The following is a 26,030-nucleotide window of genomic DNA, read 5'->3' as shown; positions in this document are numbered from 1 at the left end:
TGTGACCTGGGAACCTTGGTGGGCGGGGTTTTGTGGGAGGGGCTTTAGCCCCGAGTTTTATTCTGGAACGAAGAGCTCGGGGCTAAAGCCCCTCCCACGGTGGGTTGCATTGTAAGTTGATAGGTCAGCTTGAAAATATTGAGCTGATTTTCAGAGCCACACTGCATCCCCAAAAGGGTAATCGCCGATACGTTTTACCAGGCCTGCACGTAGAGGATTGGCAGCGATGTATCGTGCAGTTGGCAGTATGTCCTCCTCACGGCGTAGCGCTCTGTCATGGAAACCCTCTTGCCAGCGTTTGCCTTGGCGGCCGAGCCGACTGTTCACCTGCAAGGCGCTGCGTCCTTTGACGCGATGCATCAATTCGCTGAGCGAACCTTGTTGCAGGGATACCAGCCAGTGCAGGTGATCGGGCATGACTACCCAGGCGAGCGACTCAGCCAGTCCTGATGCCAGGGCATGATGCAACTCGCGAATCAGGAGACGAGCGGGCGCCAGGTCGGCAAAGATCGCCTGGCGATTTTCGACAGTGGCCGTGAGCAGGTAGATCTGGTTGGTTAGAGAGATTCGGCCTTTGCGCAAACTGACTGAGTGGGGCATTCCGTTGCCTCCTGAGTAGGTAAAGCAACGGTAGCTGATAGATGGCGACCTGCGGGGGGATCTCGTAGGAGCGGCTTTAGCCGCGAGCTTTATCGCCCGACCAGACACCAAAGAGCTCGCGGCTAAAGCCACTCCCACACATGGGCATTATTCGCCTGGTTGCGGTTTGCGGCTCAGGCTCAGCACGTAGGCCGCCAGCAGATGCACCTTGTCGTTGCCCAGGTACTGCTCCTGAGCGGGCATCTGCCCGTTGCGGCCGTAGCGGATGGTCTGCTGCAACTGCGCCAGGCTCGATCCGTAGATCCAGCCGCCCGGATGCGTCAGGTTCGGTGCGCCAAGCAAGGCCATACCGTTTCCGGTCGGGCCGTGGCAGGCCACGCAGGTGCTGTCGTACAGCTGCTTGCCCTTGTCCAGATCGGCATTGCTGCCTTCCGGCAATGGCAGTTTGGCCAGGCCGTTACGCACGTAAGCCGCCACGTTGCGCACGCCGTCATCACCGAGCACCTCACCCCAGGCTGGCATGGTGCCGATACGCCCGTTGAGGATGGTGGTCTTGATGGTTTCCGCATCGCCGCCCCAGCGCCAGTCCTGATCGGTCAGATTGGGAAAGCCCACCGCGCCCTTGGCATCCGAACCATGGCAGATCGAACAATAGGTGGCGAACAGCCGACCGCCCATCTTCAGCGCCTGCTCGTCCTGCGCCACCTGCTCCAGTGGCATGGCCGAATACTTGGCGAAGATCGGCCCGTACTGGGTGTCGGCCTTGGCCACTTCGCGCTCCCACTGGGCGACTTGCGTCCAGCCGTCGTCATAGCCTGGCAGCAGGCCCTTGAAGTTACCCAGGCCCGGGTAGAGCGCCAGGTAGCCCGCCGCGAAGATCAGCGTGCCGAGAAACAGCATGAACCACCAGCGCGGCAGAGGATTGTCGTATTCCTCGATACCGTCGAAGGAGTGCCCCATGGTCTGATCGGTGGTGTTCTTGCGCTCGCCTTTGCGGGTGGCGAACAGCAGCCAGAACAGCGCGACCAGGCTGCCGAGGGTCAGCAGCGTGATGTACCAGCTCCAGAAAGTGCTCATGGGGTGTTGTTCCTCGACGCTTCTTTGTTGGGTTCATCGGCGAAGGGCAGGTTGGCCGCATCCTCGAAGGCCTTGGCGCGTTTGCCGCTGTAGGCCCACAGCGTCACGCAGGTGAAGGCGATCAGCACCAGTGCGGTACCGATACCGCGCACCATGCCGATGTCGATCAGGTCGGTAAGCATGGGATCACCTCTTGTTTTTCAGCGCAGTGCCGAGCACCTGCAGGTAGGCGACCAGCGCGTCCATCTCGGTCTTGCCCTTCACCGCGGCGCTGGCGCCGGCGATATCGTCATCCGTATAGGGCACGCCGAGAAACTGCATGGCCTTGAGCTTGGCGGGGGTGTCCTTGCCGTCTAGCACGTTCTCCACCAGCCAGGGGTAGGACGGCATCTTCGACTCCGGCACCACGTTGCGCGGGTTGTACAGATGCGCGCGGTGCCACTCGTCCGAGTAGCGGCCGCCGACCCGGGCCAGATCCGGCCCGGTGCGCTTGGAACCCCACAGGAAAGGGTGATCCCACACGCTTTCGCCAGCCACCGAGTAATGGCCGTAGCGCTCGGTCTCGGCGCGGAACGGGCGGATCATCTGCGAGTGGCAACCCACGCAGCCTTCCTTGATGTACACGTCGCGGCCCTCGAGCTGCAGCGCGGTGTAGGGCTTCATGCCGGCCACCGGCTCGTTGACCACGTCCTGGAAGAACAGCGGGACGATCTGCGTCAGGCCGCCGATGCTCACGGCGAACACCATCAGCAGGGCCATCAGGCCGACGTTCTTTTCGATGATTTCGTGTTTCATCAGTGGGCTCCCCGTACCGAGAACTGGGCTGCGGCTTCGAGCTCGGCCGGCTTGCTGGCGCGCACGGTCTGCCAGGTGTTCCAGGCCATCAGCAGCATGCCGGCGAAGAAGATCGCACCGCCGATCACCCGCACCACGAAGCCGGGGTGGCTGGCTTCCAGTGCTTCGACGAAGGAGTAGGTGAGCGTGCCGTCGCTGTTCACCGCCCGCCACATCAGGCCTTGAGCGATGCCGTTTACCCACATCGAGGCGATGTACAGCACGGTGCCGATGGTGGCGAGCCAGAAGTGCGCGTTGATCAGGCCGATGCTGTGCATCTGCTCGCGGCCGAACACCTTGGGAATCATGTGGTACAGCGAGCCGATGGAAACCATGGCGACCCAGCCGAGGGCACCGGCGTGTACGTGGCCGATGGTCCAGTCGGTGTAGTGGGAGAGGGCGTTGACCGTCTTGATGGCCATCATCGGCCCCTCGAAGGTCGACATGCCGTAGAACGCCAGGGACACCACCAGGAAGCGCAGGATCGGGTCGGTGCGCAACTTATGCCAGGCGCCGGAGAGGGTCATCATGCCGTTGATCATGCCGCCCCAGCTCGGCGCCAGCAGCACCAGCGACATCACCATGCCAAGCGACTGCGCCCAGTCCGGCAGCGCGGTGTAGTGCAGGTGGTGCGGGCCAGCCCAGATGTACAGGGTGATCAGCGCCCAGAAGTGCACGATCGACAGGCGATAGGAGTACACCGGGCGCCCGGCCTGCTTGGGCACGAAGTAGTACATCATCCCCAGGAAACCGGCAGTGAGGAAGAAACCCACCGCGTTGTGGCCGTACCACCACTGGATCATCGCATCGGTGGCACCGGCATACAGCGAGTAGGACTTGGTCAGCGTGACCGGCACTTCCAGGTTGTTGACCACGTGCAGCAGCGCCACGGTGAGAATGAACCCGCCGAAGAACCAGTTGCCGACATAGATATGGCTGACGTTGCGCTTGATGATGGTGCCGAAGAACACGATCGCGTAGCTGACCCAGACGATGGTGATCAGGATGTCGATCGGCCATTCCAGTTCGGCGTATTCCTTGGAGCTGGTGTAGCCCAGCGGCAGGGTGATGGCCGCCAGCAGGATCACCAGTTGCCAGCCCCAGAACGTGAAGGCCGCCAGTTTGGGCGCGAACAGCGTGGCCTGGGAGGTGCGCTGTACGGCATAGTAACTGGTCGCGAACAGGGCGCAGCCGCCGAAGGCGAAGATCACCGCGTTGGTGTGCAGGGGGCGCAGGCGGCCGAAACTGGTCCAGGGCAGGTCGAAGTTGAGCCATGGCCAGGCGAGCTGCGCTGCGATAAGCACGCCGAGCCCCATCCCGACTATGCCCCACACCACCGTCATGATGGCGAATTGGCGAACCACCTTGTAGTTATAGGCGGAACTGGTTGTTGTGTTCATGTCTGGGTTTCCATCCACGGTTATGGGCAGATCATCTGCAGCCCCCACGCGGATCGACATGACCGCACGGTAACAGAGGGCTTTTTATGAGCGAGGCAAGCATGCGAGAAGGGCAGCGGAACGGTATTGACGCCGGTCAACAGGCACAGGGAAGTCCGGCGGCACAGCTGCTGTGGGAGCGGCCAACGGGCGACAGCCTGGGCACGCTGATCCTCGCCCACGGCGCCGGCGCGCCGATGGACAGCGATTTCATGAACCTGATGGCAGAGAAACTGGCGGCTCGCGGGCTGACGGTGGTGCGTTTCGAGTTCGACTACATGGCCGCGCGCCGGCAGGACGGCAAGAAACGCCCACCCAATCCCCAGGCCAAACTGCTCGAGCGCTGGCGCGAGGTGCATGCTGCCGTGCGACAACAGGTCACCGGCCCGCTGGCCATCGGCGGCAAGTCCATGGGCGGTCGCATGGCCAGCCTGCTGGCCGACGAACTGGGCGTGGATCGGCTGATCTGCCTGGGCTATCCCTTCCACGCCATCGGCAAGGCCGATAAACCCCGCACGGCGCATTTGGCCGACCTGAAAACACCGACCCTGATCGTGCAGGGCGAGCGCGACGCCATGGGCGACCGTCACACCGTGGCGAGCTATCAGCTGTCACGGGCCATCGAACTGTTCTGGCTGACCGCTGGCGATCATGATCTCAAGCCGCTGAAGGTGTCCGGCTATAGCCATGAGCAGCATCTGGAGTCGGCAGCGGATGCGGTCGCGGCGTTTCTTGCGCAGGGTGATTGAGGACGCTGGTGCTGCAGTTGAATCGTGGGAGCCGCGCCCCCGCGGCGAATGGCCCAGGCGATGCTGATATCCAAGATAGGCCGGAATCGCATCGCACCGAGGTCGACGCTCCTACACCCGAGAGTGGCTGGCAATGGGTAGGAATCGCTCACTCCTACAAGCGCTGCCCGCAATGCAGGCAGTTCGGCGTTGCCGGATCATGCAGATCACCGGCAACCTGATCCGCCTTGCTATGCGGTAGCTCACCGCAACCGGGGCAGGTAAAGCGCGATAGCAGTTGATGCTGGCGATAGAGGCTCAACACCACGCTTGCGACCACTGCGGCCAGCGCAATCAGCAGCTCACCGTCAGGCCGGAACATCGCCAGCACGAACAGGGCGATGACCAGCACGGCGAGCAGGGATTCGAGAAAGTCGACGTGTTTGCGAAGGCGGTTATAGTCATCCTGGCACATGGGAACGTCCTTGTTGTTGTCCTCGGATGCTGCCGTCTTGGCTGCGGGGTGACAACCTTCCCACTGGTTAGCTGATGTGTCGTACCTGCATCATGCTGACAGTGCTGATCGTTTCGTTATCGAGATGCCTGCTCGCCTAAACTAAATTGGCTTGTACCAAGGTCACGCCAGACTTCGACCTTAGAGGGCACCCACAACCGTAGGAGCCGGCTTGCCGGCGATACGATCTATCCCGCGAACCCCTCGTGCATCCTGCCACCGTCATCGCCAGCAAGCTGGCTCCTACACGTACGCCCGGTTTAATGCGTTCTTTTGGGACTGCATTCTGGTCGATGCCCATTTACGTTTACTGCGCTGTTTTCTTCAGCGCCATGCCCTGGCTCGCGGGGGCGGTCAGCGCAAAGCCGAACTGCTGGTAGAGGCGATAGGCCTCGCCGTCGGCGATCAGGCTCACGTACGCGGATTCTGGCACCTCGCGGGCGATGAAGTCGCTGATCGCGGCCATGATCTGCTTGCCCAGACCACGCCCCTGATGGGCTGGCAGCACCGCGATATCCACCACCTGATAGAACGAGCCGCCATCACCGATCACCCGGCCCATACCGACAGGCTCGCCAGCACAGAGAATCTGCACGGCGAACAGGCTGTTGGGCAGGCCACGGGTTGCCGCCTCGACGGTCTTGGCGCTCAGCCCGGCTGCGGTGCGCAGGTGGCGATAGGTTTCTACCGATGGGATGGCGTGTGTGACGGAATAGGTTTGCGGCGTTTCGGTCACGATGACGCTCCTGTGAATGGAGAGATGTGCATTGGGCAGGGCTGGACAGGCGATGTTTAGCGCTGCCGTTATTCGAAGTTTCGTAGGGTGGACGACGCTCCATCTGTCCACCGTTTGAGATCGCTATGGTGGATGGAAAAGTGTCATCCACCCTACGCGCTTAACGTTTAGCGGTGATACCAGTTTGCGGTTTTCGATTTTGCGTTTGGATTGTGTTTTTGCAGCAAGGATGCCATCTGCTCGAGCTGCTCGTACCCTTCGAAGCGAAGGTCACTGAATGATTCGTTCGTTAGCAGGATTGACGTCACCTTGCCCTTTAGCTTCTGGATGATCAGCTTTTCTATATCCGAAAGCGGCATGCTTATGGTCGTGTCGTTGTGCTTTATCCGGATTTCATTATCAAGTTCGCTTATTTCGACCTCCGGATATGATGCTTCGCCCATAACAACACGTCTGTAAGCAGCAGGCAGATACCTGCCCATGAGAAAAGCTGTTAGCGCTGCAATGCCTTTGTTGAGGAGGCTGTCGCTACTGATGAGCATCCAGATGCATCCGAGGAAAATTATCACCACCAGCAGTGCTGCAAGTACTGCGTTTCTTCTGTCGCGGCGTTTATAGTTTTCAGATACTTTGAATTTCATATGTTTCTCTAACGGTTAGTCAAAGCGAAATCATTGATCGTATGGTGTGCAGGGTGAGTGCGTTGGTAGTAGTTAGGTGCTGTATCTGGCTAACTATCCGCGGCCGATGCGTCGTTTGTTGAGAGTTGCTATTTCAGAACGGTCTTAAACCACAGTGCATCACCCAACTAGATGGCAAGCGTCTTCATCTGTCTGCTTTAGCGTTTTAGTTCGTAGGGTGGACGACGCTCCATCCGTCCACCGTTTGAGTCGCCATGGTGGATGAAAAAGCGTCATCCACCCTACTTGCTGGGCTGTTTCAGGCATCTTGCGGATTTACGCTCTAAAAGCCTAACGCTCGGTTTTGGGGCGGACTTTTAGCGGTGACGGTGGAAAGGCCGTCCCAGCCCCTCACGACTGAGTCCTCTAGATGAAGCTCCGCTAACGCTAGCAGCATGCGCGCGCCCGGAATGAATCCGAAAGCGCAATGCAGTGGGCGTCGCCGTGCCTGCCTTGGTTAGGCATTTCTGTAATGATCCTCAAGCCAACTCAAGGCCTCGTCAGCAGTATAAATAGTAGGATCATAGACGGCGTAGGCATTGCCCTCATGAACAATGTATTTGCCTACGACCTTGACCTCTCCCGAGAACCCAACCTCGTTTAACTTTCGACAAAGCTGATCCTCACCGTGCTCATACACCACGCGTGTATAGTCCATCACGGTGTCAGAGACTATTCCATGCCGGTTAAAACTTGCCATCGCCTCAGCAACATCTACAGATGAAATATTTTTGATCGTCTCTAGCACTTCATGGAGTGAATCGCTCGATATACTGCTCATACATTGCGCTCAATTGCCTACCGATTAAACCGCGCCACCAACGAATACTGCCCCTGCGCCGTACTGGTCAACTCTTCACTCAATAACGCCGTGCTTTGCGCCTCGCCAGCAGTCTGGTCAGAAAGTTGGGCGATGGTGGTGATATTGCGGCTGATTTCGTCGGCTACGGCGCTTTGTTCTTCGGCGGCGGCGGCGATCTGGTCGGCCATTTCGGCGATGTTGGCGACGGCGTCGCTGATACCGGCGAGGGCGTGGTCGGCTTGTTGTACGCGTTCGACGCCTTCGTCGGCCTGCTTGCGGCCTATGTCCATGGTCAGTACCGCTTCGTCGGCGGTGCGTTGCAGCTTGGCGATCAGTTCGTGGATCTGGCCGGTGGATTGGGCGGTGCGTTGCGCCAGGGAGCGGACTTCATCGGCGACCACGGCGAAGCCGCGGCCCATCTCGCCAGCGCGGGCGGCTTCGATGGCGGCGTTGAGGGCCAGCAGGTTGGTCTGGTCGGCGATGCCTTTGATCACGTCGACCACGCCGCCGATTTCGTTGCTGTCGTGAGCGAGGCGGGTGACGGTTTCGCCGGTTTCGCCCACCGAGAGGGACAGGCGCTGGATCGCTTCGCGGGTTTCGCTGGCGATGGTGCGGCCTTGCTGGGTGAGGCGGTTGGCTTCCTGGGTGGCGATGGCGGTGCGTGCCACGTTGTTGGCCACTTCCAGGGTGGTGGCGGCCATTTCGTTGACGGCGGTGGCGACCTGATCGGTTTCCTCACGCTGGCGCTGCAGCCCGGCAGAGCTGTTGTGGGCCAGCACGTCGGCCTGAGTGGCCTGTTTGGCGAGGTTCTCGGCGCTGTCCTGCAGGCGGGTGAGACAGGTCTTCAGACGTGCTTCCTGGCTGAGGATGGACAGCTCCAGGCGGCCCTCGACGCCTCGGCTGTCGGTGTACATCTGCGCGATCAGCGGGTCGGAGGTGCTTTGTTCGGCCAGTTGCAGCAGGCGCTTGATGCCGCGGCTCTGCCAGGCCAGGCCCAGCAGGCCGAGCGGGATCGACAGCGCAGCGGCGGCGATGAAGCCCCAGGTGCTGTCCAGCCAAGCGCCGACCAGAAAGCCGACCTGGCTGACCAGAATGAACGGCAGCCAGTTCTGCAGCACCGGTAGCCAACGGTCGCGGCTCGGTATGGCAGCCTTGCCAGCGTTGATGCGCGCGTAAAGCAACTGGGCGCGTTGAACCTGCTCGGCGGTGGGTTTGGTGCGCACCGACTCGTAGCCGGTGACTTTGCCATCATCGAGCACCGGCACCACGTAGGCGTTGACCCAGTAGTGGTCGCCGCTCTTGCAGCGATTCTTGACGATGCCCATCCACGGCCGACCGGCCTTCAGGGTGCTCCACATATGCTCGAACACCGCAGGCGGCACATCAGGGTGGCGCACCAGGTTATGGGGCGCGCGTATCAATTCGTCTCGCGAGAAGCCGCTGATTTCGACGAAAGCGTCGTTGCAATAGGTGATCTGGCCCTTGAGGTCCGTGGTCGAGATCAAACGCTGTTGCGCCGGGAACGTCCGCTCGTTCCCGGTAATCGGCTGGTTGTTACGCATGGCATCTACCCTGATGTTTTTTGATTTGTCGCGTACGCGTGGCAGGCCTGGGAGTGTAACCGGATTTGCATGCAGATCGCATTTTGACGCCGGTAAAGCGACAGTTCGTGCCGTCAGGTGGCTGGAGCTATTGGCGTATGGGGAGAGCGGAGGAGGGGGTAATTGGAGGGGTGATGGTGCCCGTGAGCGCATTCACGGGTGTCGCCGCGCTCGACCTGGGCTACGGATGGCAGAGGACGCCGCATCCTTGCGGCGCCCGTTGCAGCGCTGTCAGCCGGCGATCAGCTGGCGCAGCACGTAGTGCAGGATGCCGCCTGCCTTGAAGTACTCCACTTCGTTGAGGGTGTCGATGCGGCAGAGCAGCTCGACACTGCGCTGCTTGCCGTCTTCACCGGTGATCTCCAGCGTCAGCGGCATGTGCGGGCGTACTTCGACGCCGTCCAGGCCCTTGATGGCCAGGGTCTCCTTGCCGGTCAGACCGAGACTCTTGCGGTCGGCACCGTCGGTGAACTGCAGTGGCAGCACACCCATGCCCACCAGGTTGGAGCGGTGGATGCGCTCGAAGCTTTCCGCGATCACCGCTTTCACGCCCAGCAGGTTGGTGCCCTTGGCGGCCCAGTCGCGGCTCGAGCCGGTGCCGTATTCCTTGCCGGCGATCACCACCAGCGGCGTGCCTTCCTGCTGATAGCGCATGGACGCGTCATAGATGGCCAGCTTCTCGCCGCTGGGCACATGCACGGTGTTGCCACCTTCTTCACCGTCGAGCATCTCGTTGCGGATGCGGATATTGGCGAAGGTGCCGCGCATCATCACTTCATGGTTGCCGCGGCGCGAGCCGTAGGAGTTGAAGTCACGCGGCTCCACGCCTTGCTCGCGCAGGTAGCGGCCAGCTGGGCTGTCGGTCTTGATGTTACCGGCTGGCGAGATGTGGTCGGTGGTCACCGAGTCGCCGAGCAGCGCGAGGATGCGTGCATTGGCGATGTCGGTGATGGCCGGTGGCGCCTGATCGATAGCCTCGAAGAAGGGCGGGTGCTGGATGTAGGTGGAGTCGTTCTGCCAGGTGTAGGTATCGGCTTCGGGCACGGCGATGGCTTGCCACTGCTCGTCACCGGCGAATACTTCGGCGTATTCCTTGCGGAACATGGCGGTATCGACTTTCTGTACCGCCTCGGCGATTTCTTTCTGGCTCGGCCAGATATCGCGCAGGTACACCGGCTTGCCGTCGCGGTCTTCGCCCAGCGACTCCTCGGCGATATTGATCCGCACGTTGCCGGCCAGGGCATAGGCGACCACCAGCGGTGGCGAGGCCAGCCAGTTGGTTTTCACCAACGGATGCACGCGGCCTTCGAAGTTGCGGTTGCCGGACAGCACCGAGGCCACGGTCAGATCATGCTCCTGAATGGCCTTCTCGATCGGATCGGGCAGCGGGCCCGAGTTGCCGATGCAGGTGGTGCAGCCGTAGCCGACCAGATCGAAACCGAGCTTGTCGAGGTACTCGGTCAGCCCGGCAGCAGCGAAGTATTCGGTCACCACCTTGGAGCCTGGAGCCAGCGAGCTCTTGACCCAGGGTTTGCGCTGCAGGCCTTTTTCCACCGCCTTCTTGGCCAAGAGGCCGGCAGCCATCATCACGCTCGGGTTGGAGGTGTTGGTGCAGGAAGTGATTGCCGCGATCACCACGGCACCATCGCTGAGCGGATGACGCTTGCCGTCCATCTCGTAGTGGATTTCGTTCTGCGCGGCGTTGCCAACTGCCACGCCGCCACCGCCTTCGCTCTCCAGGCGGCCTTCTTCCTTGCCGCTGGGCTTGAGTTGCAGGCCGAGAAAATCCTCGAAGGCCTGGCTGACCTTCGGCAGGGCGACACGGTCCTGAGGACGCTTCGGGCCGGCCAGGCTGGCTTCCACCTCACCCATGTCCAGGGACAGGCTGTCGGTGAATACCGGCTCGGTACCAGCGTTGCGCCACATGCCCTGTGCCTTGGAATAGGCTTCGACCAGCTTCACAGTCTCCTCGGGGCGGCCGGAGAGGCGCAGGTAGCCCAGGGTGATCTCGTCGACCGGGAAGAAACCGCAGGTGGCGCCATATTCCGGTGCCATGTTGGCGATGGTGGCGCGGTCCGCCAGGGGCAGTTCGGCCAGGCCGTCGCCGTAGAATTCGACGAATTTGCCGACCACGCCCTTCTTGCGCAGCATCTGGGTGACCGTCAGCACCAGATCGGTGGCGGTGATGCCTTCCTTGAGCTTGCCGGTCAGCTTGAAGCCGATCACTTCGGGAATCAGCATGGACACCGGTTGGCCGAGCATCGCCGCTTCCGCTTCGATGCCGCCGACGCCCCAGCCGAGCACGCCCAGGCCGTTGATCATGGTGGTGTGCGAATCAGTGCCGACCAGGGTATCGGGGTAGGCGAAGGTGGTGCCGTCTTCTTCCTTCGTCCACACGGTGCGGCCGAGGTATTCCAGGTTGACCTGGTGGCAGATGCCGGTGCCTGGCGGGACCACGCTGAAATTGTCGAAGGCGCTCTGGCCCCAGCGCAGAAACGCATAGCGCTCGCCGTTACGCTGCATTTCGATCTCGACGTTTTCGCCGAATGCCGCAGGCGTGGCGAACTTGTCGACCATCACCGAGTGGTCGATGACCAGGTCTACCGGGGACAGCGGATTGATCTTCTGCGGGTCACCGCCGGCCTTGGCCATGGCGTCGCGCATGGCCGCCAGATCGACAACCGCGGGTACGCCGGTGAAGTCCTGCATCAATACGCGGGCAGGGCGGTATTGAATCTCGCGGTCCGAGCCGCGTTTCTGCAACCAGTCGCTCATGGCCTGCAGGTCGTCGCGGGTGACGGTCTTGTCGTCCTCCCAGCGCAGCAGATTTTCCAGCAGGACCTTCAGCGAAACTGGCAGCTTGTCGATATTGCCCAGTTGCCTGGCGGCCTCGGGCAGGCTGAAGTAGTCGTAGGATTTGCCGTCCACGTCCAGTGTGCGGCGGCAGTTCAGGCTATCGATGGAAGGCATCGTGCATCTCCTCGTGGCTTGCACGGTACAAGCCGTTCTGGTTTTGGCAGAGGTTCTCTCCAACTCTGCGCACTAATTCCCTTACGGCTTGCGATGAGCCGTGGTCCGGTCTTGCGCCGGGCGTGAAACGCCTGTGTGGCGGGGCCGGTAAATGCCGGGATTCTGTTCACTGGACAGGGGGCAGGCGCCGCGGGTTCCAGTTTTCGCTATCATGCGCGGCCCAAGGAGAGCCCTGATGAAGACTTTGTTGCTGCACTGCCGCCCCGGTTTCGAAAACGAGGTGTGTTCGGAAATCTCCGAACATGCGGCCCTTCTCGACGTACCCGGCTACGCCAAGGCCAAGCCCGATAGCGCCTGCGCCGAGTTCATCTGCGCTGATGCAGAGGGCGCCGAGCGCCTGATGGCGGGGCTGCGTTTCAGTCAGTTGATCTTTATCCGTCAGTGGGCTCGGGGGCGTTTCGTCGAGCTGCCCGAGAAGGACCGCATCAGCGTGCTGCTCGAGCACCTGGCGCCGTTGCCGGCCTTTGGCAGCCTGTGGCTGGAGGTGCTGGACACCAACGACGGCAAGGAGCTGTCCGGCTTCTGCAAGAAATTCGAAGGTCCGCTACGCAAGGCCCTGACGGCTGCCGGCAAACTGGTGGAGGATGGCCGGGCACCACGCCTGTTGCTGACGTTCAAGAGTGGCCGTGAAGTGTTCCTGGGCATGGCCGCGGCGAACAACTCGGCAATCTGGCCCATGGGCATTCCGCGGCTCAAGTTCCCCCGTGAAGCACCAAGCCGTTCGACCCTGAAGCTGGAAGAGGCCTGGCACACCTTCATCCCCCGCGAACAGTGGGACGAGCGTCTGTCGGGCGAAATGACCGGCGTTGACCTTGGCGCCGCACCCGGCGGCTGGACCTATCAACTGGTACGCCGTGGCATGCTGGTGACCGCTATCGACAATGGTCCGATGGCCGAGAGCCTGATGGAAACGGGCCTGGTGAAGCACTTGATGGTCGATGGTTTCACCTGGAAACCCAGGCAGCCAGTGGACTGGATGGTCTGCGATATCGTCGAGAAGCCCGCCCGCAGTGCCGCACTGCTGGAAACCTGGATCGGCGAGGGACATTGCCGCGAAGCGGTGGTCAATCTGAAACTGCCGATGAAGCAGCGCTACGCTGAGGTACGGCGCCTGCTCGAGCGCATTTCCGACGGGCTGGCGGCACGCAAGGTCAAAGTCTCCATCGCCTGCAAGCAGCTGTATCACGACCGCGAGGAAGTGACCTGCCACCTGCGGCGGTTGGGCAAATAAGGCGTCGCGCTGCCTGCACGCTACTGACTAGACGATTCGATATTCGCGGAGCCCCTGATGCTGGATTCAACACCTGACGACACCCTCGACGCTACCGGGCTGTTCTGCCCGGAGCCGGTGATGATGCTGCACAACAAAGTGCGCGACCTTGCGGCCGGTGGCCTGCTCAAGGTGATCGCCACCGACCCCTCGACTCGCCGTGACATCCCCAAGTTCTGCGTGTTTCTCGGCCACGAATTGGTGGACCAGGCCCAGGACGCAGAAACTTATCTGTACTGGATCCGCAAGAAAGCCGATTGAGCGCTGCAAGGCGTTAGCGGACCTTCGATTTGGTGGGCTAAAGCCCATCCTACAGCCGCGCATCTAACCGTAGGGTGGGCCGGGCGGCGATCCGCTTCAGTCCACCAATTGGCGCCCCGCAATCAACGGCGGCTACCGCCTTCTTGCTGTCAATTCACGCTTGGCTGCTTTCGCGTCCCGGCGCCGCGGCCAGCCAGATCCGCCGCTTGGCGCTGCTTTTCAGGCGCAGTGTCAGCATCAGGGCGGCGCAGGTCAGGCCGACGATCAACCCTTCCCAGAGCCCGGCGGGGCCGCTGGCCGGGCCGAACAGGTCGGTCAGGCCGAGCAGGTAGCCGACCGGCAGGCCGATGCCCCAGTAGGCGAACAGGGTCATGATCATGGTCGCCCGGGTGTCCTGATAACCGCGCAGAGCGCCTGCGGCGGTGACCTGCAGGGCGTCGGAGAACTGAAACAAAGCGGCGTAGACGATCAGGCTGGCGGCCAGGGCGATCACTTCGGGTGCGGGGGTGTAGATCTGTGCGATCTGCTCGCGCATCAGCAGCATGCAACTGGCCGACACGCAGGCATAAGCCAGCGCGGTAACCATGCTCACCCCGGCGGCGAAGCGCGCCTCACGCGGCTCGCCACGGCCCAGGGCCTGGCCCACGCGCACCGTGGCGGCCATGCCGATGGAGTAGGGGATCATGAACACCAGCGAGGCGAAGTTCAGGGCTATCTGGTGCCCGGCGACCACCGTGGCGCCCAGCCCGCCGATCAGCAACGCAATCACCGCGAAGATGCTCGACTCGGCGAATACCGAGATGCCGATTGGCAACCCTATGCCCAGCAGGCGCTTGATCAACGGCCAGCTCGGCGGGTCGAAGCGCTGCAGCGGCGTGGTGTCTCGATAGGCCGGTGCGCGGCGAATCCACCAGATCATGCCCGACAGCATGAACAGCATCACCAGTGCCGTGGCCCAACCGCAGCCCACGCTGCCGAGCGGCGGCAAACCGAGTTTGCCGTAGATGAGTACGTAGTTCAGGGGGATGTTCAGCAACAACCCGAACAGGCCCACCACCATGGCGGGGCGAGTACGGCCCAGGCCGTCGCTGTAGCAGCGCAGCACATGGAACAGTGCCACGCAGGGAAAGCCGAACGCCACGCCGTGCAGGTAGCCCATGGCGGGCTCGATCAGGTCCGGATCGACCTTCATCAGGCGCAGGACGAACTCGGCGTTCCACAGCACGATGCCGGCCATGCAGCCCACCGCGAGGGCCAGCCATAGTGCCTGGCGCACCAGCGGGCCGATCTCCCCAAGCTGCCCGGCACCGAAGCGTTGCGCCACTTTCGGCGTGGTGGCCAGCAGGATGCCGGTCATCAGCAGGAATACCGGCACCCAGATCGAATTACCCAGCGCTACCGCCGCCAGATCGCGGGCGCTGAAGCGCCCGGACATCACCGTGTCGACGAAGCCGATGGAGGTGTACGCCAGTTGCGCGATGATGATCGGCGTGGCCAGAGCCAGCAGCGTGCGCAACTCGGTGCGTACGCGCTGCAGGCGGGAGAATGCAGGCATCGGGGTTCCGTGATCCGTGGAAAACCGCACAGTCTACGCGTTGACGGATCGGTCAGGAAAGGCGCCGGAGAACGGTTTCCGGCGCCGCCCAGCCGAAGCCCGGTTGTTTTTCGTGCAGAGCCCGAGCAGTGCATCCGGTTACAATGCCTGCCTGATTGCGGAGATTCCCATGCGCATAGTCGCCGACGAAAACATTCCCCTGCTCGATGAGTTCTTCGCCGGTTTCGGCGAGATTCGCCGCTTACCCGGTCGTGCCATCGATCGTACCGCCGTTGGCGATGCCGAGCTGTTGCTGGTGCGCTCGGTAACCAACGTCGATCGTGCGCTGCTGGAAGGCAGCCAGGTGCGCTTCGTCGGCACCTGCACCATCGGCACCGATCACCTGGATCTGGAATATCTCGCCGAGGCCGGCATCGCCTGGAGCAGCGCACCGGGTTGCAACGCCCGTGGCGTGGTGGACTACGTGCTGGGCAGCCTGCTGGTGCTCGCCGAGCGCCTGGGCAGCGACCTGCCACAGCGTACCTACGGTGTGGTCGGCGCAGGCCAGGTCGGCGAGCGGTTGGTGCGTGTGCTGCGCGGCCTGGGCTGGCGGGTGCTGGTCTGCGATCCGCCACGCCAGCGCGCCGAAGGCGGGGACTTCGTCGACCTGCAGCAGATCGTCGAGCAATGCGACGTGATCAGCCTGCATACGCCGTTGACGCGCGACGCTGAGTTCGCCACCCGGCATCTGATCGATGCGCACTGCTTGCGGCGGCTGCGTCCCGGCGCCTGGCTGATCAACGCCAGTCGCGGTGCGGTGGTGGATACCGCTGCGTTGCGTGAGCATCTGCAGCAAGGGGCCGATCTGCATGTGGTGCTGGACGTCTGGGAAGGCGAGCCGCTGGTGGAGCCAGCATTGGCTGCGCTGTGCCATATCGCCACCCCGCACATCGCCGGTTACAGCCTGGACGGCAAGCTGCGTGGCACTGCGCAGATCCATGACGCGTTCTGCCGACACCAGGGCATCTCGCCGCAGGTGCAACTGGACGCCCTGACGCCCGAGCGCTGGTTGCCGCGCCTCAGCATCGGTGCCGGAAGCGAACCTGCCTGGGCGTTGGCGACGCTGTGCCGTGCGGTCTACGACCCACGCCGCGATGACGCTGACCTGCGTCGCAGCCTGGTCGCGGACGAGCAGGCACGCAAGGCCGGCTTCGACCTGCTGCGCAAGCAGTACCCGATGCGGCGCGAAATAGAAGGGTTGGAGGTGGAACTACGTGGCAGTGATCAGGGGCTGCATGCGCTGATCACGGCGCTGGGGGCACGCGTGATCAGCGCTCGTTGATAGCGGTGACGGTCAGGCAGGATTTTCGTCCCTGGGCTTGACCCACTGCTTGTCCAGCTCGCTGCAGGCTTGCTGGATCATGCTTTCGGTGATCGGGATTTCCCGGCCGCGAGGATCGATCACGGCACCATGGGTGGTTTCCGACTCCGCACTGGCTTGATTGGCGTGTTGCTCGTCAGGGCTGCTCATCGTGGTTTCCTCATCAGGTGTTCGCACTGTCTGCCGGGCATCTATGCTTGGCGACGTTATCTGGCGATGGGGGGCATCCCAATATGGCTTCAACCTTGCCCACCCATACTGTCGCAAAAAATTACCGGATAAAGAAGAGTGTCCGGCGAACGGTTTTGGCTTGAGAGGGAAGCATGGCGTGCTGAGATCATCATTATTGCTGCTGAGCTGTCTGCTGAGCCTGCAGGTATTTGCCGTGGAGCCGGCGAAGTTGGTGGATGGGGCTCGTCAGCAGGTCGGTGTGACCCTTGCCTACGATCCCGTTTACCGGGGCATCGATTACCCTGGCGGTGATGTGCCGATGGAGACCGGTGTCTGCACCGATGTGGTGATCCGCGCATTGCGCTTGCAGGGCCTGGATCTGCAGAAAGCGGTGCATATCGACATGGCGGCGAATTTTGCCGCGTATCCGAAGCATTGGGGGCTGAGCCGCCCCGATCGCAATATCGACCATCGCCGGGTGCCCAATCTGATGACCTGGTTCCGGCGCCAGGGCATGGCGTTGCAGGTCAGTCGGGAAGCCCGCGATTATCGTTCGGGCGATATCGTCACCTGGGATCTGGGGCGCGGCCTCACCCATATCGGCATCGTTTCCGATGGACTCTCGTCGACCGGAGAGCCGTTGATCCTGCACAACATCGGCGCTGGCACCCGGGAGGAGGCCATTCTGTTTCGTTTCACCATCACGGGTCATTACCGCTTCCCGGCCGGCTGATCCCAGAAACGACGAAGCCCCGCGCCGGTCAGGCTGCGGGGCTTCATTGCGGACACGTATCAGGCGTGGTGGTAGCTGATCACGCTGTCCTGTTCCTTGAGCATCTTGCGCATTTCTGCCGGGATGTTGCCGGCTCTGACGGCGAGCTCGAGGCGGATGTCTTCGAGGCTTTGGGCGAAAGCGTTCGAGTCGTTCAGCTGCAGCTTCTGCAGCACCCGGCTGTACGCGGTGGTATCGGCTTCATCGATCAGGGAGAGAACGATGCTGCCGTCCGGGCGAGGCCGACTGAAGGTGGCGCGTAGGGGGGCGAATAGCTGGTCGACAAGCTGTCGATTACTATTTTCCATTGACGAACTCCAGTTGAAGTATGAATACCTATGAGTGACCAGGATTCATTAAGTTCGACGATGGCTACTATTTCGCTCCCTTAATCGTGACGTTGTTTGCAGATTCGCCTGCGAGATCAGCGACGCAGTGCCTGGCGGGCACGTTCGATCACACCTTTCAGGGAATCGTCGCAGTATTGGCCGGGGTAAAGGCGCTGGCTGTGCTGGGCGACACCGGTGTGGTCCACGACTGTAAAGCTGAAGCTGCCCTTGCGGGTTGCCAGGATATGGCAGGCAAGCGGAGCGAAGGCGTTGGACAGGGTATGGATGGCGGTCTGGATTTGTTGGTTGGTATTCATATTTGGGTGTTTCCTGATACTACGGGCGCATGATCGCGCCATATAAAGAGGGCTCCGGGCACTGGCTTGGGCCAATACGATTGTTTGTCGGAGCGGACTGCGCGCTTTTAAGTTCCACCTATTTGCTGAGGTGAAAGCTAGAGCGGGTCTGTACGTCGGAAGACTGGCGAAGGTCGACGCGTGAGCGGGACGGCCAGATCAGTCAGAGGAGGGGGTCTTGGCGGTTGTGCGTGCATCCTGTGGATGCCGATTGCCAGGAAACCATCGGGAAGGCCTTGAGGCCGAATGACTTGCAGCGTGGTACGAACGGGACGGACTATACGTGACTGTATAAAATTTAGCCAGCCCCGTTTCCGATCTTTTTCATGTCCGCCAATCGGCGTCGCACTGATAGGCCGATTTGAGCTAGCATTAGTCCTCTTTTGCTTTCCTCTGGCGACGGTTTTCAATGAGTTATCAGGTTCTTGCACGCAAATGGCGCCCGCGGTCGTTTCGCGAAATGGTCGGGCAGACCCATGTGCTGAAGGCACTGATCAACGCACTCGACAGCCAGCGCCTGCACCACGCCTACCTGTTCACCGGTACCCGGGGCGTGGGCAAGACCACCATCGCGCGGATCATCGCCAAGTGCCTGAACTGCGAAACCGGCATCAGCTCCACCCCGTGCGGCACCTGCTCGGTGTGCCGGGAGATCGATGAAGGCCGTTTCGTCGATCTCATCGAAGTGGACGCCGCCAGCCGCACCAAGGTGGAAGACACCCGCGAGCTGCTCGACAACGTGCAGTACTCGCCGAGCCGCGGACGCTTCAAGGTCTACCTGATCGACGAAGTGCACATGCTCTCCACCAGCTCCTTCAACGCCTTGCTCAAGACGCTCGAGGAACCGCCACCCCACGTCAAATTCCTGCTCGCCACCACCGACCCGCAGAAGCTGCCGGTCACCGTGCTGTCGCGCTGCCTGCAGTTCTCGCTGAAGAACATGCCGCCAGAGCGCGTGGTCGAGCACCTGACCCACGTGCTGGGCGCCGAGAACATTCCTTTCGAAGACGATGCCCTGTGGCTGCTCGGCCGTGCGGCCGACGGTTCCATGCGCGATGCCATGAGCCTGACCGACCAGGCCATCGCCTTCGGTGAAGGCAAGGTACTCGCCGCTGATGTGCGTGCCATGCTCGGTACCCTCGACCATGGTCAGGTATACGGCGTGCTGCATGCACTGATCGAAGGTGACGCCCGCGGCGTGATCGAAGCCGTGCGTCAGCTCGCCGAACAGGGCCCGGACTGGAGTGGCGTGCTGGCAGAAATGCTCAATGTGCTGCACCGCGTGGCCATCGCCCAGGCGCTGCCGGATGCGGTGGACAACGGCCAGGGTGATCGCGACCGTGTTCTCGGCCTTGCTCAGGCGCTGCCGGCCGAAGACGTGCAGTTCTATTATCAGATGGGCCTGATCGGCCGACGCGACCTGCCGCTGGCGCCGGATCCGCGCGGTGGCTTCGAGATGGTCCTGCTGCGCATGCTGGCATTCAGGCCGGCGGGCGAGGGTGCTGCGCCGAGGGTGGCGCTAAAGCCACTGGGGATCAGCCAGGCCAAGGCTGATCCCCAGACAACGCCGGTGGCCGACGCAGCGCCTGCTGCGTCAGCCCCTGTTGTCAGTGCCGCGCCTCAGGCCAGCGTCGTCCCCAGTGTGCCGACGCCGGCCGCAGCCGTGCCGCCGCCAGCAGCGCCACCTGTTGCCGCTGCCATCACGCCACCGGCAGTTGCGCCCGCGGCCGTTGCTGCCCCTGCGCCTGTGGTCACTCCGCCGTGGGAAGAGGTGCCGGTCGAGGCCAAGGCCGCCGAACCCGCAGTACCGGTCGACGACACGCCTCCGCCGCCGGTCGCCGTGCAGGCGCAGCCTGAGCCGAAGGTCGAAGAGCCGGTCAAGGCCGTAGAGCCCGAGCCGGAAGTGGCGCTGCCCGTTCCCGAGCTGGCCGACGTGCCGGTGATCGACAGCAACTACCTGAATCCACCGGACAGCGATGACGAGCCACCACCCGGTGACTACGACTACGTGGCGATGGATGCCGAGAACCTGGATTACGATTTCGCCGATGCGCTCTCCGACGAGCAGCCACAAGCCGAACCCGAGCCTGCCTCGCTGCCGGCTACCGGCCTGGCGGCGGACTGGCTCGAGCTGTTCCCGAAGCTGGGCCTGGGCGGCATGACGGGCAGCATCGCCGCCAACTGCAGCCTGATCGCCGTCGAGGGTGACAAATGGCTGCTGCACCTGGATCCGGCCCATAGCGCACTGTTCAACGCGACCCAGCAGCGCCGCCTGAACGATTCGCTCAATGCCTACCATGGCCGTGAGCTGCAACTGGACATCGAGCTGATCAAGCCCGAACAGGAAACGCCTGCCCAGGCTGCCGCCCGCAAGCGCGCCAATCGCCAGCGCGAGGCTGAAGCGTCGATCCAGAACGATCCATTGATTCAACAGATGATTTCGCAGTTCGCCGCCTCCGTGCGTGCGGGCAGCATCGAACCCGTCGATACCGTCGTTAATCCCTGACTACCGAGGACAACATCATGATGAAAGGTGGCATGGCCGGCCTGATGAAGCAGGCACAGCAGATGCAGGAAAAAATGCAGAAGATGCAGGAAGAGTTGGCCAACGCCGAGGTAACCGGTCAGTCCGGCGCCGGTCTGGTCAGCGTGGTGATGACCGGTCGTCATGACGTCAAACGCGTCAGCCTCGACGACAGCCTGATGCAGGAAGACAAGGAAATCCTCGAAGACCTGATCGCCGCTGCCGTCAACGACGCCGTGCGCAAGATCGAAGCCAATAGCCAGGACAAGATGTCCGGCATGACCTCCGGCATGCAGCTGCCGCCCGGCTTCAAGATGCCGTTCTAAAGCAGTCGATCCTGGTGGGCTGAAGCCCACCCTACGGCTGTGGGGGCGGGCCATACGCGCGAAAAATCGCGGGCATGGCCCGCTCCCACGGATACTGCGTCAATGGCCGCTTTCGCCTCGAAGCGTCCGTACCGGCGCTATGCCGTCAAACCTCTCCGCTTTCATCGTCGAGCATCCGCGCCATGAGCTTCAGCCCCCTGATCCGCCAACTGATCGATTCCCTGCGCATCCTGCCCGGTGTCGGCCAGAAGACTGCCCAGCGCATGGCCCTGCAGTTGCTCGAGCGCGACCGCAACGGCGCCGTACGGCTGGCCCAGGCGCTGAACCAGGCCATGGAGGGGGTCGGTTACTGCAAATCGTGCCGCAGCCTCAGTGAAGACGAGGTCTGCCAGATCTGTCTCGACCCGCGTCGGGACGACAGCCTGCTGTGCGTGGTCGAAGGGCCGATGGACGTATACGCCGTGGAGCACACCGGCTTTCGCGGTCGTTATTTCGTGCTCAAGGGGCACCTGTCGCCGCTCGACGGGCTGGGTCCCGAGGCCATCGGTATCCCCGAGCTGTTGCAGCGCATCGAGGCAGGCCAGTTCAGCGAAGTGATCCTGGCCACCAACCCGACCGTGGAAGGCGAAGCGACCGCCCACTACATCGCCCAACTGCTGGCCGGTAAAGGGCTGGTAGCGTCGCGCATCGCCCACGGCATGCCGCTCGGTGGCGAACTGGAACTGGTGGATGGCGGCACCCTGGCTCACGCCCTGGCCGGCCGTCGGCCGATCAGCATCTGAGCCGCAGTAGCCCGGGTATCGCTATGCTCAGCCCAGGCTGCGGATCAGCAGCCTACGAATCCCTGTAATTCGCTTCTGAGAAGCATTACCATTCATGCCTCGTCCAGGTGCGGTGATGGTGTGCTCGATGTCGCTTGTTTCCTCTCAGCAGTCCCTGCAACAGTTGTATCGCGAGCACAGCAGCTGGTTGAACGGCTGGCTGCGCAGGCGGCTGGGCTGCGCCGAGAATGCCGCGGATCTGGCGCAAGATACCTTCCTGCGCGTGCTCAGCAAGGAGCGCGAGCTGCCGGCGTTGCGTGAGCCGCGGGCCTATCTGTCGACCATCGCCCACTCGCTGCTGGTCAATCACTGGCGGCGCCAGGCGATCGAGCGTGCCTACCTCGAAGCCCTGGCGTTGCAGCCGGAACAGCATGCCCCCTCGCCGGAAGCGGCCGAACTGATCATCGAAACCCTGCTGGCCATCGACGCCATGCTTCTGCGCCTGCCGGGCAAGGTGCGCGAGGCTTTTCTGCTCTCGCAACTGGACGGCCTGACCTACGCCGCCATCGCCCTGCGCCTGCAGGTGTCCGAGCGCATGGTGAAGAAGTACATGGCCCAGGCCATGCTGCAGTGCCTGTTGCTGGTGGAGAGCTGAGCGATGAACGCCGATCACCATACCCTGCAGGAAGCCGCCGAGTGGTTCGCGGTGCTGGCCGACCCACCCGTCAGCGACCATCAACAACAGGCCTGGCGGCAGTGGCTGGCAGCGCGGCCCGAGCATGCGGCGGCCTGGCAGCGGGTCGAAGCGATCAGCGGCCAGTTCACCCGGCTGCCCACCGATACCCGCCGTCAGGCTGCCGGCCAGGCGCTGCGCAGCACGGGTCGAAGTCGCCGTCAGGTGCTCGGCCTGTTCGCGTTGCTGGGAGCAGCGGGCATGCTGACGGTGGCGGGGCAGGGGCGTCCGTGGCGCGCCTGGGTCGCCAGTGAGCGAACCGCTACCGGGGAGATCCGCGCCACGCGCCTGGCCGATGGTACCCACCTGTGGCTGAGCAGCCGCACTGCGGTGGATGTCGACTACAGTGCGTCGACCCGCCTGTTACGCCTGTTTCAGGGCGAGGTGCTGATCGAGACCGCCGAGGATCCGCGTCCGCTGCTGGTGCAGGCCGTGCACGGGCGCCTGCAGGCGCTGGGTACCCGCTTCGGCGTGCGCGAGGGCCATGGCTTCACCCTGCTCAGCGTCTTCGATGGGGCGGTGCGCATCGAGCCTGGCAGCGGCGGTGCGCCGCTGGTCCTGCAGGCAGGCAATCAAGCGCGTATCGGCCCTGATGGCATTGCCGCGGGGGAGCCGGTGGAGCGTGCCCGCGAGGCCTGGAGCCGGGGTGTACTGCTGGCCGATAACCGCCGGTTGGGCGACTTCATCGAAGAACTCGCCGAGCACGTACCTGGCTATCTCGCCTGTGACCCGCGGGTTGCCGACCTGCGGCTGGTCGGCGCCTATCCGCTGGGCGACACGCAGCGCATTCTCGATGCGTTGCAGGGCAGCCTGCCGATACGGGTCAACCGCCGCCTGCCGTGGTGGGTGACGCTCGAGCCGCTACAGGGTTGAAGATTTCGGGCAATGCGCCGTTTTCGCGCTATTGGCAAAAAAATTCAAATCTGCGGTTCCCCTTTTTCATTTTCGCTTGGCTTCAGTGCATCCGGCCCTTGCGTGTCATGCGCGGCCCCTGCAATGAGGAAGTCCCATGTACTCGAATCCCCGTTTTTCGCCGAGCGCTCTGCGGCGGTCAATTCGCCTTGCCACGCTGACGCTGGCGGCCTTGTCGCCGCTGCTTGGTCATGCTCAGGTCGTCGAGGCTGATAGCTACCAGCAGAGCGCGCGCAACTATCAGATTCCCGCTGGCCCGCTGTCGGCGGCACTGAGCCGTTTCGCGGCCGAGACGGGTGTCCTGCTGTCGGTGGATGCACGCCTTACCGAAGGCAAGCAGAGCCCGGGACTGCAGGGCGAGTTCGGCATCGACGAGGGCTTCTCCCGCCTGCTGCAGGGCAGTGGCCTGCAGGCCACGGCGGACGGTAATGGCGGCTACTCGCTGCAGGCCGCCCGCCAGGCCGACGCTGGTTCCGTCGAGCTGGAGAGCACCGCCATCCGTGCCTTTGCCCTCGGCAATGCGCTGGGCAGCATGGACGGCTACAACGCCACCCACAGCAGCGTGTCGACCAAGACCAGCAAGGAGTTGCTGAAAACCTCGCAGAGCGTTTCGGTGGTCACCCGCGAGCAGATCGAGAAGCAGGGCGCCGCCAGCGCTGCCGATGCGATGCGCTACACCCCGGGCGTGCTCACCAACCCCTATGGCAACACGCACCGCTACGACTATTTGGCGATTCGCGGGATCAACGACGGCGCGGTGGACAACATCATCATCGATGGCCTGAAGTCCATGGGTGATCCTGGCTCCTACAGCAGCCTGCAGATCGACCCGTACTTCATCGAGCGTATCGACGTGCTCAAGGGGCCATCCTCCGTGCTCTACGGCCGCAGCAACCCAGGCGGCCTGGCGGCCATCAGCACCAAGCGGCCCGAGTTCACCCAGGCTGGGCGGGTGGATGTTTCCTACGGCAACAACAACCGCAAGTCGCTGGGTTTCGACGTCACCGGGCCGTTGAACGAGAACATCGCCTATCGCGTCGTCGGGCTGGCCAGGGATGCCGACTCCCAGGCCGACCACGTCACTGAAACCCGCTATGCACTGATGCCCAGCCTGGCGCTGAACCTCAGTGAAGACACCTTCATGACCCTCTACGCCTACCTGCAGGACGACCCCAACGGTGGCTACCACGGCAGCCTGCCGGCCTCCGGTACTCTGCACAAACGCAATGGTCAGCGCATCTCCAGCAGCTTCTTCGAGGGCGATCCTGCCGTCGAGGAGTTCACCCGCACCCAGCAGATGGTCGGTTACGAGCTGGAGCATCGTTTCAACGACACCTGGAGCACCCGGCAGAATTTTCGATACCTGGATGCGCGGGTAGCGAACAGCCAGATCTGGGGCTCGGGTTACCTGAGCGATACCAGCAACGAACTGTACCGTGGTTACAGCGGTGGCCAGGAGCGTTTGCACGCCTGGATCGTCGATAACATGCTGCAGGCCGAGTTCGCCACCGGTGCCGCCCAGCACACCGTGGTGCTGGGGCTGGATTATCAGTACTCGAAGAACAAGATCGCCAGCCAGCGTGACAACTCGATACTGCAGCCGCCGGGCTCGGTCACGCCCATCGACGTGTTCGACCCGGTCTACTACACCAATGGCCTGACCGCCATCACCCCGGTGAGCGATGCGCTGCGGCGCCAGAAGCAGACCGGTCTGTACCTGCAGGATCTGGTCGAGATCGACAACTGGAACCTGTCCGTCGGCCTGCGTCAGGACTGGTACGACGTTTCCATCGACGACGAAATCGCCGGCCAGAACGACAGCCAGGGCGAGAAACTCAGCGGCCATGCCGGTGTGCTCTATGCCTTCGACAATGGCGTGTCGCCCTACGTCAGCTATTCGACCTCGTTCAACCCGACGTCCAACTACTCCAGCGGTGCGCAGATTCTCGACCCCACCACCGGCGAGCAGTGGGAGGCCGGTATCAAGTTCCAGCCGCCCGGCACCGACGACCTCTACACCCTGTCGTTCTTCAATCTGGAAATGGAAAACCTCTACGCCAAGGAAAACAGCCTGATCACCGACAGCTTCTACAAGGGCGTGGGCGGGATCGAGTCCAAAGGCGTCGAACTCGAGGCGCGTTTCCGGCCCATCGACAACCTGCAACTGATGGCCAGCTACACCTACGCGGACGTCTCCTACAGCAAGTCCTATTTCGTCAACAGCGGCACGGGCGTGGTGGATGCCAACGGCAACAACCCACCGCAGACCCCCGAGCGGATGGCCACGCTGTGGGCGGACTACAGCTTCACCGCCGGGGCGCTCGCCGGCGTGACGGTTGGCGCCGGTGCGCGTTACGTGGGCAAGAGCAAGGGCAGCGAGCTGAACGACTTCGAGGTGCCGTCCTACACCCTGTTCGATGCATCCGTCGGCTATGACCTGACCCAGGTCGGGCTACGCGGAACCTCGCTGCGACTCACCGCCAACAACCTTACCGATGAGTACTACGTGGCTTCCTGCTATTCGGCAGTGGCCTGCTACCTGGGTGAGGAGCGCAGTGTTACCGCAACCCTTACGCAAAGGTTCTAGGGGGCGAGGGTTCTTGGCGGCAGATGTAAAAAAGCGCGTCACCGACCCCGATCGGTGACGCGCTCTTTCGGG

General features: G+C 62.6%; 26 protein-coding genes. 11 read left to right on the top strand and 15 right to left on the bottom strand.

Going from position 1 to position 26,030, the window contains the following annotated elements; genetic code table 11:
• Positions 1–150: 150 nt before the first annotated feature.
• From FHR27_RS10825 to ccoN, 5 genes are all read right to left on the bottom strand, one after another.
• Positions 151–600: an REP-associated tyrosine transposase gene (locus FHR27_RS10825; RefSeq protein ID WP_179538566.1), complete on the bottom strand. Its 450-nt coding sequence runs from the start codon at positions 598–600 to the stop codon at positions 151–153.
• 147 nt (positions 601–747) lie between these two features.
• Entirely contained in the window at positions 748–1,677 is a 930-nt protein-coding gene (ccoP, locus tag FHR27_RS10820) for a cytochrome-c oxidase, cbb3-type subunit III (RefSeq protein ID WP_042555642.1), read from the bottom strand.
• The gene (locus FHR27_RS10815; RefSeq protein ID WP_082045865.1) at positions 1,674–1,859 is read right to left on the bottom strand and encodes a cbb3-type cytochrome oxidase subunit 3; all 186 of its coding nucleotides are present in this window, start codon (positions 1,857–1,859) and stop codon (positions 1,674–1,676) included. Before FHR27_RS10815 ends, ccoP begins: the two co-directional genes overlap by 4 nt.
• A 4-nt stretch (positions 1,860–1,863) precedes the next feature.
• A complete protein-coding gene (gene ccoO / locus FHR27_RS10810) occupies positions 1,864–2,472 on the bottom strand; it encodes a cytochrome-c oxidase, cbb3-type subunit II (protein WP_042555643.1) in 609 nt (202 codons plus the stop codon).
• Positions 2,472–3,911 (bottom strand): cytochrome-c oxidase, cbb3-type subunit I, encoded by a 1,440-nt coding sequence (gene ccoN / locus FHR27_RS10805; RefSeq protein WP_042555644.1) that lies wholly within the window; start codon positions 3,909–3,911, stop codon positions 2,472–2,474. Before ccoN ends, ccoO begins: the two co-directional genes overlap by 1 nt.
• Positions 3,912–4,012: 101 nt before the next feature.
• Here ccoN and FHR27_RS10800 point away from each other — a divergent pair, with 101 nt between their 5' ends.
• Positions 4,013–4,699, top strand: coding sequence for an alpha/beta family hydrolase (locus tag FHR27_RS10800; protein ID WP_179540085.1), 687 nt, complete (start codon positions 4,013–4,015; stop codon positions 4,697–4,699).
• A 154-nt stretch (positions 4,700–4,853) separates the two neighbouring features.
• On the opposite strand, the gene FHR27_RS10795 is transcribed toward FHR27_RS10800, so the two are convergent.
• From FHR27_RS10795 to acnA, 6 genes are all read right to left on the bottom strand, one after another.
• Entirely contained in the window at positions 4,854–5,153 is a 300-nt protein-coding gene (locus FHR27_RS10795; protein ID WP_179538565.1) for a hypothetical protein, read from the bottom strand.
• Positions 5,154–5,499: 346 nt separating this feature from the next.
• A complete protein-coding gene (locus FHR27_RS10790) occupies positions 5,500–5,928 on the bottom strand; it encodes a GNAT family N-acetyltransferase (protein ID WP_264650077.1) in 429 nt (142 codons plus the stop codon).
• 167 nt (positions 5,929–6,095) lie between these two features.
• Entirely contained in the window at positions 6,096–6,569 is a 474-nt protein-coding gene (locus tag FHR27_RS10785; RefSeq protein WP_042555650.1) for a hypothetical protein, read from the bottom strand.
• A 496-nt stretch (positions 6,570–7,065) separates the two neighbouring features.
• Complete coding sequence (locus FHR27_RS10780; protein WP_179538564.1) at positions 7,066–7,389, bottom strand: hypothetical protein; 324 nt, start codon at positions 7,387–7,389, stop codon at positions 7,066–7,068.
• A 17-nt stretch (positions 7,390–7,406) separates the two neighbouring features.
• A complete protein-coding gene (locus tag FHR27_RS10775; RefSeq protein WP_042555652.1) occupies positions 7,407–8,972 on the bottom strand; it encodes a methyl-accepting chemotaxis protein in 1,566 nt (521 codons plus the stop codon).
• Positions 8,973–9,242: 270 nt separating this feature from the next.
• On the bottom strand, positions 9,243–11,981 hold the full coding sequence (gene acnA / locus FHR27_RS10770; protein WP_179538563.1) for an aconitate hydratase AcnA: 2,739 nt from the start codon (positions 11,979–11,981) through the stop codon (positions 9,243–9,245).
• A 235-nt stretch (positions 11,982–12,216) separates the two neighbouring features.
• Between acnA and rlmM the strand changes: the two genes are divergently transcribed.
• Together rlmM and tusA are read left to right on the top strand one after the other, a co-directional pair.
• Positions 12,217–13,272, top strand: coding sequence for a 23S rRNA (cytidine(2498)-2'-O)-methyltransferase RlmM (gene rlmM / locus FHR27_RS10765; protein ID WP_179538562.1), 1,056 nt, complete (start codon positions 12,217–12,219; stop codon positions 13,270–13,272).
• 57 nt (positions 13,273–13,329) lie between these two features.
• Positions 13,330–13,572, top strand: a complete 243-nt coding sequence (tusA, locus tag FHR27_RS10760; RefSeq protein WP_042555655.1) for a sulfurtransferase TusA — start codon at positions 13,330–13,332, stop codon at positions 13,570–13,572.
• Positions 13,573–13,726: 154 nt separating this feature from the next.
• Here the strand turns inward: tusA and FHR27_RS10755 are convergent, their stop codons facing one another.
• Positions 13,727–15,127 (bottom strand): MATE family efflux transporter, encoded by a 1,401-nt coding sequence (locus FHR27_RS10755; protein ID WP_179538561.1) that lies wholly within the window; start codon positions 15,125–15,127, stop codon positions 13,727–13,729.
• Positions 15,128–15,296: 169 nt separating this feature from the next.
• On the opposite strand from FHR27_RS10755, the gene pdxB reads away from it, so the two are divergent.
• Complete coding sequence (gene pdxB, locus FHR27_RS10750; protein ID WP_042555826.1) at positions 15,297–16,448, top strand: 4-phosphoerythronate dehydrogenase PdxB; 1,152 nt, start codon at positions 15,297–15,299, stop codon at positions 16,446–16,448.
• A 12-nt stretch (positions 16,449–16,460) separates the two neighbouring features.
• On the opposite strand, the gene FHR27_RS10745 is transcribed toward pdxB, so the two are convergent.
• Positions 16,461–16,637 carry a PA1571 family protein gene (locus FHR27_RS10745; protein WP_179538560.1) on the bottom strand — a complete coding sequence of 59 codons (177 nt, stop codon included), beginning with the start codon at positions 16,635–16,637 and terminating at the stop codon, positions 16,461–16,463.
• A 181-nt stretch (positions 16,638–16,818) separates the two neighbouring features.
• Between FHR27_RS10745 and FHR27_RS10740 the strand changes: the two genes are divergently transcribed.
• Positions 16,819–17,391 (top strand): DUF1287 domain-containing protein, encoded by a 573-nt coding sequence (locus tag FHR27_RS10740; protein ID WP_179540083.1) that lies wholly within the window; start codon positions 16,819–16,821, stop codon positions 17,389–17,391.
• Between the two features lie 59 nt (positions 17,392–17,450).
• Here FHR27_RS10740 and FHR27_RS10735 read toward each other — a convergent pair whose 3' ends face one another.
• Together FHR27_RS10735 and FHR27_RS10730 are read right to left on the bottom strand one after the other, a co-directional pair.
• A complete protein-coding gene (locus tag FHR27_RS10735; protein ID WP_042555657.1) occupies positions 17,451–17,738 on the bottom strand; it encodes a DUF3509 domain-containing protein in 288 nt (95 codons plus the stop codon).
• A gap of 116 nt (positions 17,739–17,854) precedes the next feature.
• Positions 17,855–18,076 carry a hypothetical protein gene (locus FHR27_RS10730; protein WP_042555658.1) on the bottom strand — a complete coding sequence of 74 codons (222 nt, stop codon included), beginning with the start codon at positions 18,074–18,076 and terminating at the stop codon, positions 17,855–17,857.
• Positions 18,077–18,524: 448 nt separating this feature from the next.
• Between FHR27_RS10730 and dnaX the strand changes: the two genes are divergently transcribed.
• The 6 genes from dnaX (at position 18,525) to FHR27_RS10700 (ending at position 25,958) form a co-directional block, all read left to right on the top strand.
• Positions 18,525–20,621, top strand: coding sequence for a DNA polymerase III subunit gamma/tau (dnaX, locus tag FHR27_RS10725; RefSeq protein WP_179538559.1), 2,097 nt, complete (start codon positions 18,525–18,527; stop codon positions 20,619–20,621).
• A 17-nt stretch (positions 20,622–20,638) separates the two neighbouring features.
• On the top strand, positions 20,639–20,965 hold the full coding sequence (locus tag FHR27_RS10720; RefSeq protein WP_042555660.1) for a YbaB/EbfC family nucleoid-associated protein: 327 nt from the start codon (positions 20,639–20,641) through the stop codon (positions 20,963–20,965).
• Between the two features lie 182 nt (positions 20,966–21,147).
• Positions 21,148–21,747, top strand: a complete 600-nt coding sequence (recR, locus tag FHR27_RS10715) for a recombination mediator RecR (RefSeq protein WP_042555661.1) — start codon at positions 21,148–21,150, stop codon at positions 21,745–21,747.
• Between the two features lie 127 nt (positions 21,748–21,874).
• Positions 21,875–22,381, top strand: coding sequence for a sigma-70 family RNA polymerase sigma factor (locus FHR27_RS10710; protein WP_156152771.1), 507 nt, complete (start codon positions 21,875–21,877; stop codon positions 22,379–22,381).
• 3 nt (positions 22,382–22,384) lie between these two features.
• A complete protein-coding gene (locus tag FHR27_RS10705; RefSeq protein WP_042555662.1) occupies positions 22,385–23,332 on the top strand; it encodes a FecR domain-containing protein in 948 nt (315 codons plus the stop codon).
• 136 nt (positions 23,333–23,468) lie between these two features.
• Positions 23,469–25,958 carry a TonB-dependent siderophore receptor gene (locus FHR27_RS10700; RefSeq protein WP_179538558.1) on the top strand — a complete coding sequence of 830 codons (2,490 nt, stop codon included), beginning with the start codon at positions 23,469–23,471 and terminating at the stop codon, positions 25,956–25,958.
• Positions 25,959–26,030: the final 72 nt, after the last annotated feature.

It is taken from the genome of Pseudomonas flavescens (assembly GCF_013408425.1).
In the GTDB taxonomy this organism is placed as follows: Bacteria; Pseudomonadota; Gammaproteobacteria; order Pseudomonadales; family Pseudomonadaceae; genus Aquipseudomonas; species Aquipseudomonas fulva_A.
The sequence above is the reverse complement of the archived record's forward strand: the minus strand, read 5'-3'. Positions and strand labels throughout refer to the sequence as shown.